Raw genomic sequence first — 15,677 nt, forward strand, 5'->3', positions numbered from 1 at the left:
ATCCAGGCGGCGGAGATCTTGCGGCGGCTGTCCTCATCGGCCGGGAACACCGGCAGCTCGGGGAAGTGCTGCAGCAATACCTCGACCTGCTCCAGCGGCAGGATCGGGTTCTTGAAGAAGCTGCCCGCGTTGCCGAGCACGTCCGGGTCGGGCAGTTTGCGGCGACGGATGTTGATCACCGCATTGGCCACATCGGCAGCCACCGGCAGCTCCACGCCCATCGCCTCCATTTCCTCGGCGATCCCGGCATAACCCAGGCGCAGGCCATGCAGCAGCGGCAGCCGCAGCTCGATCGCAGTGATCAGGTAACGGTCCGGGTCGTGCTTGAAGATGCTGTCGCGGTAGGCGAACTGGCAGCCTTCGGCATCGAAGCGCACCCAGTCGTTCTCCTGCCGGTCCCACGCATCCACGGCCTGGATGAATTCGCCGACCTGCGCGCCATAGGCGCCAATGTTCTGGATCGGCGAGGCGCCTGCGGTGCCGGGGATCAGCGCCAGGTTTTCAAGACCCGACAGGCCGTTCTGCAGCGACCACATCACCAACCCATGCCAGTTCACACCGGCGCCGGCACGCACGATGGTGTGGTCGGCGCGGTGTTCCAGGATCTCGATGCCGCGGTTGGCGAATACCAGCACGGTGCCTTCCAGGTTGCCGGCGATCAGCACGTTGCCGCCGCTGCCCAGCACCAGCAACGGTTGCTCGGCAACGCGCGGCAGGGCCAGCACCTCCGGCAGTACGGACGGGTCGAACACCTCCAGCAGCTGTGCGGCGGTGGCCTCGACGTGGAAGGTGTTGAGCGCCTTCAGCGAGGCGTTTTCAGTGATGGCCCAGGCCGTCATGGCGTCGTTCATAGCGGTGCCACCGCGCCGCGGCTGGGTGCCTCTCTGCGGCGGCGGATCGCCTCCACGCATTCGTGCACCAGCTCCGGGCCACGGAAGATCAGGCCGCTGTAGCACTGCACCAGTGCGGCGCCGGCGGCCATCTTGGCCACCGCGTCCGCACCGGATTGGATGCCGCCCACGCCGATCAACGGCATCGACTCGGGCAGGCGCGCACGCAGGCGGCGCAGCACCAGGGTCGACTGGCCCAGCAGCGGCGCGCCGGACAGGCCACCGGCCTCGTTCGCCCGCGGGTCACCGGCCACCGCACTGCGGTCGATCGTGGTGTTGGTGGCGATCACACCGTCCACCCTGAGCTCGCCGAGCACGCGCGCGGCGGCATCGATGTCGCGGTCGCTCAGGTCCGGGGCGACCTTGACCAGCATCGGTACGCGCTTGCCGTCCTAGCCCCCCACGCGTTCCCGGCCCCCCCCCCCCCCCGCCCCCACCCCGCTGCAACCGGTCGCGATTCAATATTGGCGCGATGGCGAGGTTGACCCGATCGCACCTTTCGTTGGCGATGACGACCTGGTTTCGCACCTGCTGCGCTTGTTTGCCCAACCGCGTGGGCAGGTACGCATTCAGTTGCTGGCGCCGATCAGCAGCGTCGGCAAGGAGCGCGCGCAACTGGCGTTTCAGGCACAACAAGCGATTCATGCAGCCCTGTTTGGCCATGAGCAAGTCGAGTTGGCCCCGCGCCGGCAAGCGCGAGCGGCTTGATCAGCTGGCTCAACGAGCGTTGGCGAACGCCTGCAGCTGTGGATAAAACTCCCTGAAGTCTTCCAGCAGCGGCTGGTACAGCGCTTCCAGTTCGGACATTACCCCGGCCAAGCCTTCGGGGCGCGACAGGCGCCGGCCTATGCCTCGGAACACGTACTCCAGCGTGGCGAAATCGCCGTACGCGGCCAGCCAGTCGTCCGCGGCCATCATCGGGGCGATCTGGGCGAGCCGGCCTGGCAGCTCGGGTTCGGCGAGCAGGACCCGGTAAAAACCTTGGGTGAACTCGGTTAGCGGTTGGGCGGCGTAATCGTGCCAGTGGTGCGCCAGGCAATGGTCGAAAAATACGTCGAGCACGATTCCGGCGTAGCGCCGCCGCTCCCGCGGGAAACGCGCCAGTGCGGCTAGTACTATGGGGTGACTGTCGGTGTAGCTGTCGATCGAGCGGTGTAGCTGGATGGCCGCTTCCAGGGTGGGTGGGAAGCGACCGTGCAGGGTGCCTTTGACGAAATCGCCGTAGAGGCTGCCGAGTAACTGTTGCGGCTGTTGGCCGCCTAGGTGGAGGTGGGCTAGGTAGTTCATGGGGACAGTATAGGGTTTCTGCGGGTTGGTCGCAGTTGACCGAGCGTGGTGGCTAGTTGACTGGGGTATTATCCGTTTTCTTTGGTGGCATTTATGGCCCCTTTCGCCCTTACGGCGAGTCACTTTTTTGGCAAACGCCCCAACAAAGTAACCAAAAAAAGGCTTGCTCCTACATACGGCCCCTTCGCTGCGCTACGGGGTTCCCTCGCTCCGGTCTTGCTCCCGGGAGGACCGCGCTGTACGGGCCATCCTGGCCCGCAGCGCTTGACGGCCATCCATGGCCGTCACCTCCCTCCGCAAGACCTGCGCTCGGCCTTCTGAAGTCGCAGTAGATCAAGATCAAGGGCACGCCTCGCTGCGCTGGCGCAGAGCCGGTCAGCGTCGGTTTCGCGATGGTGGTTCGATGTTCGATTGCCGGGCCAGCTCCGCTGGCCTTTCGCGACACAAGGCCGCTCCTACGCCGACCAAGAACACCCATATCTAACGGGCTTGCACGGTCGATTGTAGGAGCGGCCTTGTGTCGCGAAAGGGCTGCGCAGCAGCCCCGGCAATCACAAGCCAAACAAAAATCAGGCAGCCACACCAGTCCCGCTCTGCGCCAGCGCAGCGAGGCGTGCTCTTGATCTTGATCTGCTTTTGATCTTGATCTACCGGCGACTCAGGAGGCCGAGCGCAGGTCTTGCGAAGGGAGGTGCCGGCCATGGATGGCCGGCAAGCGCTGCGGCCCAGGAGGGGCCGTACAGCGCGGTCCTCCCGGGAGCAAGACCGGAGCGAGGGAACCCCGCAGCGCAGCGGAGGGGCCGGATGTGGAGCCAAGCATTTTTTGGGTTACTTTTTTGGGGCGTTTGCCAAAAAAGTGACTCGCCGTAAGGGCGAAAGGGGCCCGCAAAACCACCACAAAAACCGGATAAGCCCTCAACCCCAAGCCCCTCCTGACCAACGAGCGGCCCGATCACCCCCCTATATCGTTATAACCCGATATAGCAATTCAGCCCAAGCTAAGACCAACATCATATTTGTATATCGCGAAATACCGATTTATATTTCGTCCCATCGCGATATAGCGCCCAACCCCAAGAGCCTCCCCCATGCCCCTGGACCTCGACGAAACCATCAAAGCCCTGTCCCACCCAGTCCGCCGCGAAATCCTCGGCTGGCTCAAGGACCCGGCCAGCCAGTTCCCCGATCAACAGCACAGCATCGAACACGGCGTCTGTGCCGGCCAGATCGACCAACGCTGCGGCCTCTCGCAATCCACCGTGTCGGCCCACCTGGCCACCCTGCAACGCGCAGGCCTGATCAGCAGCCAGAAAATCGGCCAATGGCACTTTTTCAAACGCAACGAGGACGCGATCCAGGCGTTTCTCAAGCAACTGAGCGAAACGCTCTGACGAGGATTGAGCAATGCCCCTTCCACTCTTGATGCTGGCGCTGAGCGCCTTCGCCATCGGCACCACCGAATTCGTCATCATGGGCCTGCTGCCCGAAGTGGCGAGTGACCTCGGCGTGTCCATCCCCGGTGCCGGCTGGCTGGTTACCGGCTATGCCCTGGGCGTCGCCATCGGTGCGCCGTTCATGGCCCTGGCCACCGCGCGCCTGCCGCGCAAGGCTGCGCTGGTCACGCTGATGGGCGTGTTCATCGTCGGCAACCTGCTGTGCGCCGTCGCCGCTGACTACAACCTGTTGATGTTCGCCCGTGTAGTCACCGCGCTGTGCCACGGCGCCTTCTTCGGCATCGGCTCGGTGGTCGCCGCCAGCCTGGTACCGGCCAATCGCCGCGCCTCCGCTGTAGCCTTGATGTTCACCGGCCTGACCCTGGCCAACGTGCTCGGCGTGCCGCTGGGGACTGCGCTGGGCCAGGTCGCCGGCTGGCGTTCGACCTTCTGGGCAGTGACCGTGATCGGTGTGATCGCGCTGATCGGCCTGATCCGCTACCTGCCGCTGCAACGTGACGAGGAGGCGGTCGACATGCGCGCTGAGCTGGCCGCGCTGAAGGGTGCCGGTATCTGGTTGTCGCTGAGCATGACCGTGCTGTTCTCGGCCTCGATGTTCGCCCTGTTCACTTATGTCGCGCCGCTGTTGGGTGACGTCACCGGGGTTTCGCCCAGCGGCGTGACCTGGACCTTGCTGCTGATCGGTCTCGGCCTGACCCTGGGCAACATCATCGGCGGCAAGCTCGCCGACCGTCGCCTGGGCGCAACCTTGATTGGCGTGTTTGTGGCCATGGCGGTGATCTCGACGGTGTTCAGCTGGACCAGCAGCGCCGTGGTCCCCGCTGAAATCACCTTGTTCCTCTGGGCCACTGCCGCTTTTGCCGCAGTGCCGGCACTACAGGTCAACGTGGTCACCTATGGCAAGGCTGCACCGAACCTGGTGTCGACCTTGAACATCGGCGCCTTCAATCTGGGCAACGCCCTCGGCGCCTGGGTCGGCGGTAGCGTGATCGCCCACGGCCTGGGCCTGACCCGTGTACCCCTGGCCGCCGCAGCCCTGGCGCTGCTGGCCCTGATCGTCACCCTGATCGCTTTCAACCAGCGCGGCAACGATGCCGAGCTGGCCACCGCTGGCAACTGAACCTTTGCGAGGCTGAACCGATGACTACGCTATTCGATCCACTGCTGCTGGGTGACCTGCAGTTGCCCAACCGCATCATCATGGCGCCGCTGACCCGCTGCCGTGCCGACGAGGGCCGCGTGCCCAATGCGCTGATGACCGAGTACTACGTGCAGCGCGCAAGCGCCGGGCTGATTCTCAGCGAGGCGACATCGGTGACGCCCATGGGGGTTGGCTACCCGGACACCCCCGGCATCTGGTCCAACGACCAGGTGCGCGGCTGGCACAGCCTGACCAAGGCAGTGCATGCTGCCGGCGGGCGGATCTTCCTGCAGCTGTGGCACGTCGGGCGCATCTCCCACCCCAGCTACCTCAACGGTGAGCTGCCGGTTGCCCCCAGCGCAATCCAGCCCAAGGGCCATGTCAGCCTGGTACGTCCGCTGGCCGACTACCCAACCCCGCGGGCACTGGAAAGCGAAGAGATCGCCGACATCGTCGAGGCCTATCGGATCGGTGCCGAGAACGCCAAGGCGGCGGGCTTTGATGGCGTCGAGATCCATGGCGCCAACGGCTACCTGCTCGATCAGTTTCTGCAAAGCAGCACCAACCAGCGCAACGACAACTACGGCGGTTCGCTGGAGAACCGTGCCCGGCTGCTGCTGGAAGTGACCGATGCGGTGATCGAAGTGTGGGGCGCCCAGCGCGTCGGCATGCACCTGGCGCCACGCGCCGATGCCCATGACATGGGCGATGCCGACCGCGCCGAGACCTTCACCTACGTCGCCCGCGAACTGGGCAAGCGCGGTATCGCGTTTATCTGCTCGCGGGAAAAACTCGCCGACGACAGCCTCGGCGCGCAGATCAAGCAAGCCTTCGGTGGCCCGTACATCGTCAACGAACGCTTCGACAAGGCCAGCGCCAACGCGGCCCTTGCCAGCGGCCTGGCCGATGCCGTGGCGTTTGGCGTGCCGTTCATTGCCAACCCGGACCTGCCAGCACGGCTGGCCGCCGATGCGCCGTTGAACGAGGCGCGGCCGGAGGGGTTTTATGGCGGTGGCGCGGTGGGCTACATCGACTATCCACGGCTGTAAGCAGATGAATGGGGCCGCCTTGCGCGGCCCCATCAGCATTGCGGCTATGGCCGGGCGTTGATCTGCTGCTGCAGGTTCTGCACCTGGTTCTGCAGGGTGTTAAGGTTGCGCGTGGTCTGCGCCCTGAAAGCGTCGAACTCCTGCACCGAGGCGCCGCTGCTGGCCGCTGCTGCGGGGCGATTGTCGATCTGGCTTTTAAGCACCAGCACATCCTGCTCCAGGCTGCTGATCGCCGCGCTCGGGTTGCCCTGCTTCTTCAGCGCGGCAATCTCGCTGTTCAGGCTCTTGAGCTCGTTGTCGAGCTTGCCGCCATCCAGCTGGCCCGCCTTCAGCGCCGCCAACTCGGCATTCACCGCCTTCAACTGCGCCTGCAACTGGGTCTGCAATTCAGTTACAGCTTTTTGCTGCTCGCGGGTATCGGCCAGCACCTGTTCCAGGCGCTTGCCGAGGTCGCCGGCCTGCCCGGCCACGCCTTGCTGCTGCTTGCCCTGCTCGGCCAGGCTGGCCTGCAACTGGCGAATCTGCAGTTTCAAGGCTTCGCTGCCGGTGTTGACGCTGGCGTCGCTGGCTTCGACCTTGCCACTGATCGCTTGCAGGCGGCCGGCGGCTTCCTCGCTGATACGGGCAAAGCTCTCCTGGGTCGCGACCAGTTGCTGCTCCATCAGCGAAATCTGCTGGAAGCTCCACCAGCCGAGCCCGGCCAGGGCGATGAACGAGGCCACCAGCAACGCCCAGAGCGGCGCGGTGTTGGTCGGCCGTGCGGCTTTCTGGCGGCTGCGCGCCACGTGCTCGGGGAGCAGTTCATCGTCATCTCGGGTGCCGGCGCGCAATGCAGGCACGTCGTCGAAGTCGTCGCGAAGGTCGTTACGCATGGGGGCTTTCAACCACAGTCATAGCAAAGAGACACAGTATAAACCGCCAGCGCGTTACGTTGATGACCATCATCAAGGCGCGCGTGTCAGTGGTTGTGCGGGACGTTCTTCCACCAGCCGCAGAACTCGTCGAGCGCACTCCACAGGCTGACTTGGGGGCGGTAATCCAGATGCTGCCGGGCACGGCTGATGTCGAGGGTGAAGTCTTTGCTCATGACCTGCATACCCAAGCGTGACAAGGTAGGCTGCGGCCGGCCCGGCCAGAGCATGCACGCTGCTTCATTGAGCGCTGCCAGGCTGTAACCCAGGCCGTAGGAGCGGTAGCGGGTGACCTGCGGCAAGTGCATCTGACGCATGACGTAGTTGACCACATCCCACAGCGGCAGCGGCTGGCCATTGCTGATGTTGTAGGCCTGGCCAAGCGCTTCATCGCCTGCGAACAGTGCGCTGAGCAATGCTTCGTTGAGGTTGTGCACACTGGTGAAGTCGGCCATGTTCAAGCCGTTGCCGATGATCGCCAGGCGGCGCTTGCGCTGCATCTGCAGCAAGCGCGGGAAAATGTTCGCATCGCCGGCGCCGGTGACCAGCCGTGGGCGCAGGGCGAGCACTTCGAGGCCGAACTCCTGCGCGCCGAAGACCTTCTGCTCAGCGAGAAACTTGGTCGTGGCGTAATGGTCATGCATGCGCCGCGGCAGCTGCTGTTCCTGCACATTCAGGCGCGAGCGGCCATTGAAGTAGATCGACGGCGACGACAGGTGCACCAGCCGGCGCACATGCTCCTTGAGGCAACCTTCGACGACGTTTTCGGTGACCACCACATTGCCTTGATGGAAATCCTGGTAGCGCCCCCAGGAGCCGGTCATGCCCGCGCAGTGCACCACGGCATCGACGCCCTGGCACAGGCGCCGGGCCAGCTCGGCATCTCCCAGGTCACCGGGGATGAACTGCGCGCCGCGCTTGACCAAATGCTCCACGCCTTCAGCACGCCGCCCGTTGACCCGGACCTCAAGGCCCTGCTCCAGGGCAAAACGCGCAAAGCGCCCGCCGATGAAGCCGCTCGCGCCGGTGACCAGAATTCGCATGTAACACTCCGCCTTGCCAGATTTCAGATGCAGTTGACGTCGCGGCCGGCTACAACGGCACTAGCCAACCTGGCGCCATTTGGCGCAGGTGCTCGGTCAATTGGGCGAGCAGTTGCCCGCCATTGCGCCAATGATGCCAGTACAGCGGCACATCGATGGGAGTATCGGCGCAGATTTCCACCAGTTCGCCACGCTGCAGCTGCGCAGTCACCTGCCGCTCCGGCACCAAGCCCCAGCCCAGGCCGGCTTCGGTCATGCGCAGAAAGCCCTCCGAGGACGGGCACAGGTGATGCAAAAATCCATCGGCAATGCCTAGCGATGCGAGATAACGGTGCTGGAGGAAATCATCCGGGCCGAACACGATCGCCGGGGTCCGCGCCAGTCGGCTGGCGTCGAAGCCCTGCGGGAAATGCCGGGCCATAAATGCCGGGCTTGCCAAGGCGCGATAGCGCATGGCGCCCAACGGCTGGCTGCGCGCGCCAGCCACCGGCCGCTCGCTGCCACACAGGCAGGCCGCAACCTCCCCGGCGCGCATGCGCTTGAGACCGACGTCCTGATCCTCGACCACCAGGTCCAGCAACACCGGTTGCTCGGCGCAAAACGCGCCTACCGCGCCGGCCCACCAGGTCGCCAGGCTGTCAGCATTGAGCGCAATGCGCAGGCGCTCGGGCATGCCGCCTTCGTCCAGCGCCGGCACCTGACGCTGCAGGTCACGCTCAAGCAGGCGCACCTGCTGCACATGGTTGAGCAACTGCCGGCCAACCTCGGTCGGGCTTGGCGGCATGGCCCGCACCAACACAGGCTGGCCGACCCGCGCTTCGAGCAGCTTGATCCGCTGCGACACAGCCGATTGCGACAGGCCAAGCACTTGGGCTGCGCGCTCGAAACCGCCTTGTTCGATGACCGCCGCCAGGGCCGCCAGGAGCTTGTAGTCGAACATCGATTTCTCTAATGCCTGATCAGCTTTATTGGTTTTTCTTATACAACGCGGGTCGGCACAATGACCAGCATTCGATCAAGCAATCAGCGCCAGCCTGTCGGTTGGTGGCAGTGGAGTGTCTGCGCTATGTGGCAAAGTTATATGAACGGCATGCTGGTTGCCTTTGGCCTGATCATGGCCATCGGCACGCAAAACGCGTTTGTCCTGGCGCAGAGCCTGCGCCGTGAACACCATCTGCCGGTGGCCATCCTCTGCGTGGTTTGCGACGCCCTGCTGGTTGCCGCCGGCGTGTTCGGCCTGGCCACGGTGCTGGCGCAGAACCCTACGTTGCTGGCAGCCGCACGCTGGGGCGGCGCGGCATTCTTGATCTGGTACGGCGCCAAGGCCTTGCAACGGGCCTGTTCCAAGCAAAGCCTGGAGCAGGAGCAAGGCCAGGGCTCGCGCTCGCGCCGGGCGGTGCTGCTGAGCGCCTTGGCAGTGACCCTGCTCAACCCCCATGTGTATCTGGATACTGTGCTGCTGATCGGCTCGCTGGGTGCCCAGCAAACCGTACCCAGCGCTTACGTGGCGGGTGCGGCCAGCGCTTCGCTGGTGTGGTTCTTCACCCTCGCCCTCGGCGCAGCCTGGCTGGCACCGTGGCTGGCGCGACCGGCGACCTGGCGCCTGCTCGATCTGATGGTGGCGGTGATGATGTTTGCGGTGGCGGCGCAGCTGATTCTGGGCTGAATGCCGCTGGCGCCGGCGCTGCAACTATTTGTCCCTATAGTTGTTGCGTGGTTATGCGCGGGGGCTGGTGATATGATCCAAGGCTTGCGTCGCAAAGAGTACAAACTCGCCGACGTATCTCGGGCCGCCCGTGATCGGCCTTGCGCAAACCGCGAATTAGACCTGAATCAGGAGATCCACCATGGCTTTTGAATTGCCGCCGCTGCCGTACGCCCATGATGCCCTGCAGCCGCACATCTCCAAGGAAACCCTGGAGTATCACCACGACAAGCACCACAACACCTATGTCGTGAACCTGAACAACCTGGTCCCAGGCACCGAATTCGAAGGCAAAACCCTGGAAGAGATCGTCAAGACCTCTTCGGGTGGCATCTTCAACAACGCCGCTCAGGTCTGGAACCACACCTTCTACTGGAACTGCCTGGCACCAAACGCCGGCGGCCAACCGACTGGCGCACTGGCCGAGGCCATCAACGCTGCCTTCGGTTCGTTCGACAAGTTCAAGGAAGAGTTCACCAAGACTTCGGTCGGCACCTTCGGTTCCGGTTGGGGCTGGCTGGTGAAGAAGGCTGACGGTTCCCTGGCACTGGCCAGCACCATCGGCGCCGGCAACCCGCTGACCAACGGCGACACCCCGCTGCTGACCTGCGACGTCTGGGAGCACGCTTACTACATCGACTACCGCAACGTCCGCCCTAAGTATGTCGAGGCGTTCTGGAACCTGGTCAACTGGAAGTTCGTTGCCGAGCAGTTCGAAGGCCAGACCTTCAAGGCCTGATCGACTTCGCTTTTGGCACAGAAAAAACCCGGCACTCGCCGGGTTTTTTTATGGCCGCTCGCACCGCTGCAAATCCAGCTTGATCCGCCCGCATAGCGCGCTAACATCAACTCTCTGGGAAAGTTGGCGCATAGCACTAAAGTAGCAAGCGTGCGCAACCGATACAGTAGCAATGCAACAAGGGTCGATAGTGTCTTGCCATAACTAGTGGCAAAATAATGGCATGCGCATGGATTAAGGAATCCCCATTGAAGCTGCAATTGCGGAACAGCTTATCGGTCAAGTTGCTCAGGGTGGTGCTGCTGTCGGCGCTCGCGGTTGGCGTCGTCCTTAGCTGTGCGCAGATCGTCTACGACACCTACAAAACGCGTCAGGCGGTAAACAGCGATGCCCAGCGCATCCTCGACATGTTCCGCGACCCGTCGACCCAGGCGGTGTACAGCCTCGACCGGGAAATGGGCATGCAGGTCATGGAAGGTTTGTTCCAGGATGACTCAGTGCGCATGGCCTCGATCGGCCACCCCAACGAAACCATGCTCGCAGAGAAATCGCGACCGCTGCGCGACATGTCGATGCGCTGGCTGACCGATCTGTTGCTCGGCCAGGAACGCACCTACACCACGCAACTGGTTGGCCGCGGCCCCTACAGCGAGTATTACGGTGACCTCAGTATCACCCTCGACACTGCCGCCTATGGCAAAGAATTCCTGATCAACGCTGTGATCATCTTCATCTCCGGCGTACTACGGGCGCTGGCCATGGGCCTGGTGCTGTATCTGGTCTACCACTGGCTGCTGACCAAGCCACTGTCGAAGATCATCGAGCACCTCACCCAGATCAATCCTGATCGGCCCAGCCAGCATCAGATCCCGCTGGTCAAAGGCCACGAAAAGAATGAACTGGGTTTGTGGGTCAACACCGCCAACCAGCTGCTCGCCTCGATCGAGCGCAATACCCACCTGCGCCATGAAGCCGAGAACAGCCTGCAACGCATGGCTCAGTATGACTTTCTGACCGGCCTGCCCAACCGCCAGCAATTGCAGCAACAACTGGACAAGATCCTCGTCGATGGCGGCCGCCTGCAACGCCGGGTGGCGGTGCTGTGCGTAGGTCTGGATGACTTCAAAGGCATCAACGAGCAATTCGGTTATCAGGTCGGTGACCAGTTGCTGCTGGCCCTGGCCGACCGCCTGCGTGCGCACAGTGGCCGCCTCGGCGCCCTGGCCCGGCTGGGCGGCGACCAGTTTGCGCTGGTCCAGGCCGACATCGAGCAGCCGTACGAGGCGGCCGAGCTGGCCCAGAGCATCCTCGACGACCTGGAGGCGCCGTTTGCCCTCGAGCAGCAGGAAATCCGCCTGCGCGCGACCATCGGCATCACCCTGTTCCCAGAGGATGGCGACAGCACCGAGAAGCTCCTGCAAAAAGCCGAGCAGACCATGACCCTGGCCAAGGCACGCTCGCGCAATCGCTACCAGTTCTACATCGCCAGCGTCGACAGCGAGATGCGCCGGCGCCGCGAGCTGGAAAAGGACCTGCGCGAAGCGCTGCCGCGCAATCAGCTGTACTTGGTCTATCAGCCACAGATCAGCTACCGCGACCACAGCGTGGTCGGCGTCGAGGCCCTGCTGCGCTGGCAGCATCCGCAGCTGGGTATGGTCCCGCCCGACCAGTTCATCCCGCTGGCCGAGCAGAACGGCCACATCATCCCGATCGGCGAATGGGTCCTCGACCAGGCCTGCCGGCAACTGCGCGAATGGCATGATCAGGGCTTCGGCGAGCTGCGCATGGCGGTCAACCTGTCGACCGTGCAACTGCACCACAACGAGCTGCCGCGGGTGGTCAACAACCTGCTGCAGGCCTATCGCCTGCCGCCACGCAGCCTTGAGCTGGAAGTCACCGAAACCGGCCTGATGGAAGACATCAGCACCGCCGCCCAGCACCTGCTGAGCCTGCGCCGCTCCGGCGCGCTGATTGCGATTGACGACTTCGGCACTGGTTATTCTTCGCTCAGCTACCTGAAATCGCTGCCGCTGGACAAGATCAAGATCGACAAGAGTTTTGTCCAGGACCTGCTCGATGACGACGATGACGCCACCATCGTTCGCGCCATCATCCAGCTCGGCAAGAGCCTGGGCATGCAGGTCATCGCTGAAGGCGTGGAAACCGCCGAGCAGGAGACCTACATCATTGCCCAGGGCTGCCACGAGGGTCAGGGCTATCACTACAGCAAGCCGTTGTCGGCGCGCGAGCTGACGGCCTACCTCAAGCAGGCGCAGCGCAATCAGGTCTCAGTGCTGTAAACCCCGCCTGAACAGGAAAATGCCCCAGCTGCGGGCATTTTCATGAATTCACTGCCCACCCCTTTACAGCAAATGCAAATCTTTCGCATGATGTGTCGGTTTCGCGTGCCACGGCACACGTCCAAACCCACCACGCAGGAAACCAACAATGATTCGTATGCCTCTGGCCTCCGCCAGTCTGCTGGCCATCGCTATCGCCCTCGCCGGTTGCGGCGAAGGTAAAAATGACAAGGCCGCCGCGCCGCAAGCCCAGGCACCTGCTGCCGCCAGCACCACCGCCGCGACCGCCGGGGCGATCGACGAGGCGGCTGGCAAGGCCGTGGTCAAGCACTACGCAGAGCTCGTCTCGGCCGTCTACAGCGACTCGCTGAGCACCGCCAAGACCCTGCAAAGCGCCATCGACGCATTCCTCGCCACGCCGAACGACGAAACCCTGCAAGCCGCCAAGGATGCCTGGGTCGCTGCCCGCGTACCGTACCTGCAGAGCGAAGTGTTCCGCTTCGGCAACACCATCATCGATGACTGGGAAGGTCAGGTTAACGCCTGGCCACTGGACGAAGGCCTGATCGACTACGTCGACAAGAGCTACGAGCATGCACTGGGCAACCCTGCCGCCAGCGCCAACATCATTGCTAACACCGAGATCCAGGTTGGCGAAGACAAGATCGACGTCAAGGACCTGACCCCCGAGAAACTTGCCAGCCTGAATGAGCTGGGCGGTTCCGAGGCCAACGTCGCGACCGGTTACCACGCAATCGAATTCCTGCTCTGGGGCCAGGACCTGAACGGCACCGGCCCAGGTGCGGGCAACCGTCCGGCGTCCGACTACCTGGAAGGCGCTGGCGCCACCGGTGGCCACAACGACCGTCGCCGCGCGTACCTCAAGGCGGTCACCGACCTGCTGGTCAAAGACCTCGAAGAGATGGTCGGCAACTGGGCACCAAACGTCGCCGACAACTACCGCGCCACGCTGGAAGCGGAGCCGGTCAACGACGGCGTGCGCAAGATGCTGTTCGGTATGGGCAGCCTGTCGCTGGGTGAACTGGCGGGCGAGCGCATGAAGGTTTCGCTGGAAGCCAACTCGCCGGAAGACGAGCACGATTGCTTCAGCGACAACACTCACTACTCGCACTTCTACGATGCCAAGGGTATTCGTAACGTCTACCTGGGCGAGTACACCCGCGCCGACGGCAGCAAGCTGACCGGGCCAAGCCTGTCGTCGCTGGTGGCCAAGGTTGACCCGGCTACCGACGCCACCTTGAAGGCTGACCTGGAGGCCACCGAGGCCAAGATCCAGGTGATCGTCGATCACGCCCTCAAGGGTGAGCACTACGATCAGCTGATTGCAGCCGACAATGCTGTCGGCAACCAGATCGTGCGTGATGCGATTGCTTCGCTGGTCAAGCAGACCGGTGCGATCGAGCAGGCTGCGGGCAAGTTGGGGATTGCCAACCTGAATCCGGATACTGCTGATCACGAGTTCTGATTCGGGTTTGAAGTATGCGTAGGTGGGGCCGCTGCGCGGCCCTTTCGCGACACAAGGCCGCTCCTACAGTTGAGCCGTGCGCGGTAACTGTAGGAGCGGCCTTGTGTCGCGAAAGGGCTGCAAAGCAGCCCCAAATTACACGCCCCAACCTGACACCAATTTCATTCAGTAATTGCAAATTGCTCTTATTCAAACAATCCCGTCCTGCTAAGCTTGCACGCCGGTTTTCTGCCCAAGCCCAGGATTGTTGATGTCCTTGCTCCGCCTAAGCCCCCTGCTGCTGGCCGCTGTTCTGGTCGCCTGTGACGACGCCCCGCGTTTCACTCAGGCCGAACCAGGCGAGGCCCTGTCCGGTGGCAAGGCAACCGTCCTGCGCAGCGATCGCCAGGCCTTCTCCCTGCCCTCTGCCAACCTCAGCCCCGAACGGCGGCTGGATTTTGCCGTGGGCAACAGCTTTTTCCGCAATCCGTGGGTGATCGCCCCGGCGACCACCACCGCGCGTGACGGCCTCGGCCCGTTGTTCAACACCAACGCCTGCCAGAACTGCCACGTCCGCGACGGCCGCGGGCACCCGCCGGAGCTCGACGACAGCAACGCGGTGTCGATGCTGGTACGCCTGTCGATCCCCGACCAGCCTGCCTACGCCAAGGAAATCGAACGCCTGGGCGTGGTCCCGGAGCCGGTCTACGGTACGCAGTTGCAGGACATGGCCATCCCCGGCATCAAGCCCGAAGGCAAGGTCCGCGTCAGCTACAGCAGCGAGACCATGCGCTTCGCCGATGGCCATGAGGTCGAACTACGCCGCCCGCAATTGCACATCACCCAGCTCGGCTACGGCCCGATGCACCCCGGCACGCGCTTCTCGGCGCGGATCGCGCCGCCGATGATCGGCCTGGGTTTGCTCGAGGCGATCCCCGAAGCGGCGATTCTGGCCAACGCCGACCCGGACGATCGCAATGGCGACGGCATCCGCGGGCGCGCCAATCAGGTTTGGGATGACGCTCAGGGCAAGACCGTGCTCGGCCGTTTCGGCTGGAAGGCCGGGCAGCCCAACGTCAACCAGCAGAATGTGCATGCCTTTGCCGGCGACATGGGCCTGACCAGCACGCTCAAGCCCTATGATGACTGCACCCCGGCCCAGACCGATTGCCTGGCCGCGCCCAACGGTGACGGCGCCGACGGCGAGAAAGAGGTCAGCGACAATATTCTGCGCCTGGTTACCTTCTATACCCGCAACCTGGCCGTGCCGGCCCGCCGCAACGTCGACGCACCACAGGTGCTGGCCGGCAAGAACCTGTTTTTCCAGGCCGGCTGCCAGGGCTGCCACACGCCGCAGTTCACCACCGCCAGCGCAGGCGTTGAGCCGGAGCTTGCCAACCAGCTGATTCGCCCCTACAGCGACCTGCTGCTGCATGACATGGGTCCGGGCCTGGCCGACCAGCGCAGCGAGTTCGCCGCCGGTGGCCAGGACTGGCGCACAGCGCCACTGTGGGGCATCGGCCTGACTGAAGCGGTCAGCGGCCACACTCAGTTTCTGCACGATGGCCGCGCCCGCAACCTGCTCGAAGCCGTGCTCTGGCATGGCGGCGAAGCGCAGGCGGCGCGCGACCAGGTCTTGACCTTCAATGCCGAGCAACGCGCCGCGTTGCTGGCTTTTCTGAATTCACTTTAA

At 63.7% G+C, this 15,677-nt stretch carries 14 protein-coding genes and 1 pseudogene; 9 read left to right on the forward strand and 6 right to left on the reverse strand.

Annotated elements, in window-relative coordinates; all coding sequences use genetic code 11:
- Both murB and ACQZ2L_RS22270 read right to left on the reverse strand, forming a co-directional pair.
- A partial coding sequence (murB, locus tag ACQZ2L_RS22265) for a UDP-N-acetylmuramate dehydrogenase (protein ID WP_430327888.1) occupies positions 1-851 on the reverse strand: 851 nt, incomplete at its 3' end.
- The gene (locus ACQZ2L_RS22270) at positions 848-1,264 is read right to left on the reverse strand and encodes a hypothetical protein (RefSeq protein ID WP_430327889.1); all 417 of its coding nucleotides are present in this window, start codon (positions 1,262-1,264) and stop codon (positions 848-850) included. The genes ACQZ2L_RS22270 and murB, both read right to left, overlap by 4 nt.
- A gap of 67 nt (positions 1,265-1,331) precedes the next feature.
- On the opposite strand from ACQZ2L_RS22270, the pseudogene ACQZ2L_RS22275 reads away from it, so the two are divergent.
- Positions 1,332-1,598 (forward strand): annotated as a pseudogene (locus tag ACQZ2L_RS22275) (1-acyl-sn-glycerol-3-phosphate acyltransferase); the annotation flags it as partial.
- Positions 1,599-1,607: 9 nt separating this feature from the next.
- Here ACQZ2L_RS22275 and ACQZ2L_RS22280 read toward each other — a convergent pair.
- Positions 1,608-2,177, reverse strand: coding sequence for an ACP phosphodiesterase (locus ACQZ2L_RS22280; protein ID WP_430327890.1), 570 nt, complete (start codon positions 2,175-2,177; stop codon positions 1,608-1,610).
- A 1,088-nt stretch (positions 2,178-3,265) separates the two neighbouring features.
- Here ACQZ2L_RS22280 and ACQZ2L_RS22285 point away from each other — a divergent pair.
- From ACQZ2L_RS22285 to ACQZ2L_RS22295, 3 genes are read left to right on the forward strand one after another with little or no spacing between them, the layout of a single operon-like run.
- Positions 3,266-3,568 (forward strand): ArsR/SmtB family transcription factor, encoded by a 303-nt coding sequence (locus ACQZ2L_RS22285; protein WP_103436154.1) that lies wholly within the window; start codon positions 3,266-3,268, stop codon positions 3,566-3,568.
- A gap of 13 nt (positions 3,569-3,581) precedes the next feature.
- Complete coding sequence (locus ACQZ2L_RS22290; protein ID WP_430327891.1) at positions 3,582-4,751, forward strand: MFS transporter; 1,170 nt, start codon at positions 3,582-3,584, stop codon at positions 4,749-4,751.
- A gap of 20 nt (positions 4,752-4,771) precedes the next feature.
- Positions 4,772-5,821, forward strand: coding sequence for an alkene reductase (locus ACQZ2L_RS22295; RefSeq protein WP_103436152.1), 1,050 nt, complete (start codon positions 4,772-4,774; stop codon positions 5,819-5,821).
- Between the two features lie 44 nt (positions 5,822-5,865).
- On the opposite strand, the gene ACQZ2L_RS22300 is transcribed toward ACQZ2L_RS22295, so the two are convergent.
- The 3 genes from ACQZ2L_RS22300 to ACQZ2L_RS22310 all read right to left on the reverse strand — a co-directional run bounded on the left by ACQZ2L_RS22300 (position 5,866) and on the right by ACQZ2L_RS22310 (position 8,715).
- Positions 5,866-6,693, reverse strand: coding sequence for an ATPase (locus ACQZ2L_RS22300; RefSeq protein WP_430327892.1), 828 nt, complete (start codon positions 6,691-6,693; stop codon positions 5,866-5,868).
- An 86-nt stretch (positions 6,694-6,779) separates the two neighbouring features.
- Positions 6,780-7,775, reverse strand: coding sequence for an NAD-dependent epimerase/dehydratase family protein (locus tag ACQZ2L_RS22305; protein ID WP_430327893.1), 996 nt, complete (start codon positions 7,773-7,775; stop codon positions 6,780-6,782).
- A gap of 49 nt (positions 7,776-7,824) precedes the next feature.
- A complete protein-coding gene (locus ACQZ2L_RS22310) occupies positions 7,825-8,715 on the reverse strand; it encodes a LysR family transcriptional regulator ArgP (RefSeq protein WP_181089310.1) in 891 nt (296 codons plus the stop codon).
- Between the two features lie 126 nt (positions 8,716-8,841).
- On the opposite strand from ACQZ2L_RS22310, the gene ACQZ2L_RS22315 reads away from it, so the two are divergent.
- The 5 genes from ACQZ2L_RS22315 to ACQZ2L_RS22335 all read left to right on the forward strand — a co-directional run bounded on the left by ACQZ2L_RS22315 (position 8,842) and on the right by ACQZ2L_RS22335 (position 15,677).
- Entirely contained in the window at positions 8,842-9,441 is a 600-nt protein-coding gene (locus tag ACQZ2L_RS22315; RefSeq protein WP_101316781.1) for a LysE/ArgO family amino acid transporter, read from the forward strand.
- Positions 9,442-9,622: 181 nt separating this feature from the next.
- Positions 9,623-10,219, forward strand: a complete 597-nt coding sequence (locus ACQZ2L_RS22320; RefSeq protein ID WP_101316779.1) for a superoxide dismutase — start codon at positions 9,623-9,625, stop codon at positions 10,217-10,219.
- Positions 10,220-10,467: 248 nt separating this feature from the next.
- Positions 10,468-12,519: a putative bifunctional diguanylate cyclase/phosphodiesterase gene (locus tag ACQZ2L_RS22325; protein WP_101316777.1), complete on the forward strand. Its 2,052-nt coding sequence runs from the start codon at positions 10,468-10,470 to the stop codon at positions 12,517-12,519.
- A gap of 148 nt (positions 12,520-12,667) precedes the next feature.
- On the forward strand, positions 12,668-14,005 hold the full coding sequence (locus tag ACQZ2L_RS22330) for an imelysin family protein (protein ID WP_430327895.1): 1,338 nt from the start codon (positions 12,668-12,670) through the stop codon (positions 14,003-14,005).
- Between the two features lie 244 nt (positions 14,006-14,249).
- On the forward strand, positions 14,250-15,677 hold the full coding sequence (locus tag ACQZ2L_RS22335; RefSeq protein WP_430327896.1) for a di-heme oxidoredictase family protein: 1,428 nt from the start codon (positions 14,250-14,252) through the stop codon (positions 15,675-15,677).

The sequence above is a fragment of the Pseudomonas shirazensis genome (genome assembly GCF_050496565.1).
Lineage (GTDB): Bacteria > Pseudomonadota > Gammaproteobacteria > Pseudomonadales > Pseudomonadaceae > Aquipseudomonas > Aquipseudomonas shirazensis_A.

What these genes read in the sequence shown, in the direction of transcription:
- ACQZ2L_RS22270 (WP_430327889.1), bottom strand. Translation starts at nt 1,264, where the DNA reads ATGCTGGTCAAGGTCGCCCCGGACCTGAGCGACCGCGACATCGATGCC.
- ACQZ2L_RS22280 (WP_430327890.1), bottom strand. Translation starts at nt 2,177, where the DNA reads ATGAACTACCTAGCCCACCTCCACCTAGGCGGCCAACAGCCGCAACAG.
- ACQZ2L_RS22285 (WP_103436154.1), top strand. Translation starts at nt 3,266, where the DNA reads ATGCCCCTGGACCTCGACGAAACCATCAAAGCCCTGTCCCACCCAGTC.
- ACQZ2L_RS22290 (WP_430327891.1), top strand. Translation starts at nt 3,582, where the DNA reads ATGCCCCTTCCACTCTTGATGCTGGCGCTGAGCGCCTTCGCCATCGGC.
- ACQZ2L_RS22295 (WP_103436152.1), top strand. Translation starts at nt 4,772, where the DNA reads ATGACTACGCTATTCGATCCACTGCTGCTGGGTGACCTGCAGTTGCCC.
- ACQZ2L_RS22300 (WP_430327892.1), bottom strand. Translation starts at nt 6,693, where the DNA reads ATGCGTAACGACCTTCGCGACGACTTCGACGACGTGCCTGCATTGCGC.
- ACQZ2L_RS22305 (WP_430327893.1), bottom strand. Translation starts at nt 7,775, where the DNA reads ATGCGAATTCTGGTCACCGGCGCGAGCGGCTTCATCGGCGGGCGCTTT.
- ACQZ2L_RS22310 (WP_181089310.1), bottom strand. Translation starts at nt 8,715, where the DNA reads ATGTTCGACTACAAGCTCCTGGCGGCCCTGGCGGCGGTCATCGAACAA.
- ACQZ2L_RS22315 (WP_101316781.1), top strand. Translation starts at nt 8,842, where the DNA reads ATGTGGCAAAGTTATATGAACGGCATGCTGGTTGCCTTTGGCCTGATC.
- ACQZ2L_RS22320 (WP_101316779.1), top strand. Translation starts at nt 9,623, where the DNA reads ATGGCTTTTGAATTGCCGCCGCTGCCGTACGCCCATGATGCCCTGCAG.
- ACQZ2L_RS22330 (WP_430327895.1), top strand. Translation starts at nt 12,668, where the DNA reads ATGATTCGTATGCCTCTGGCCTCCGCCAGTCTGCTGGCCATCGCTATC.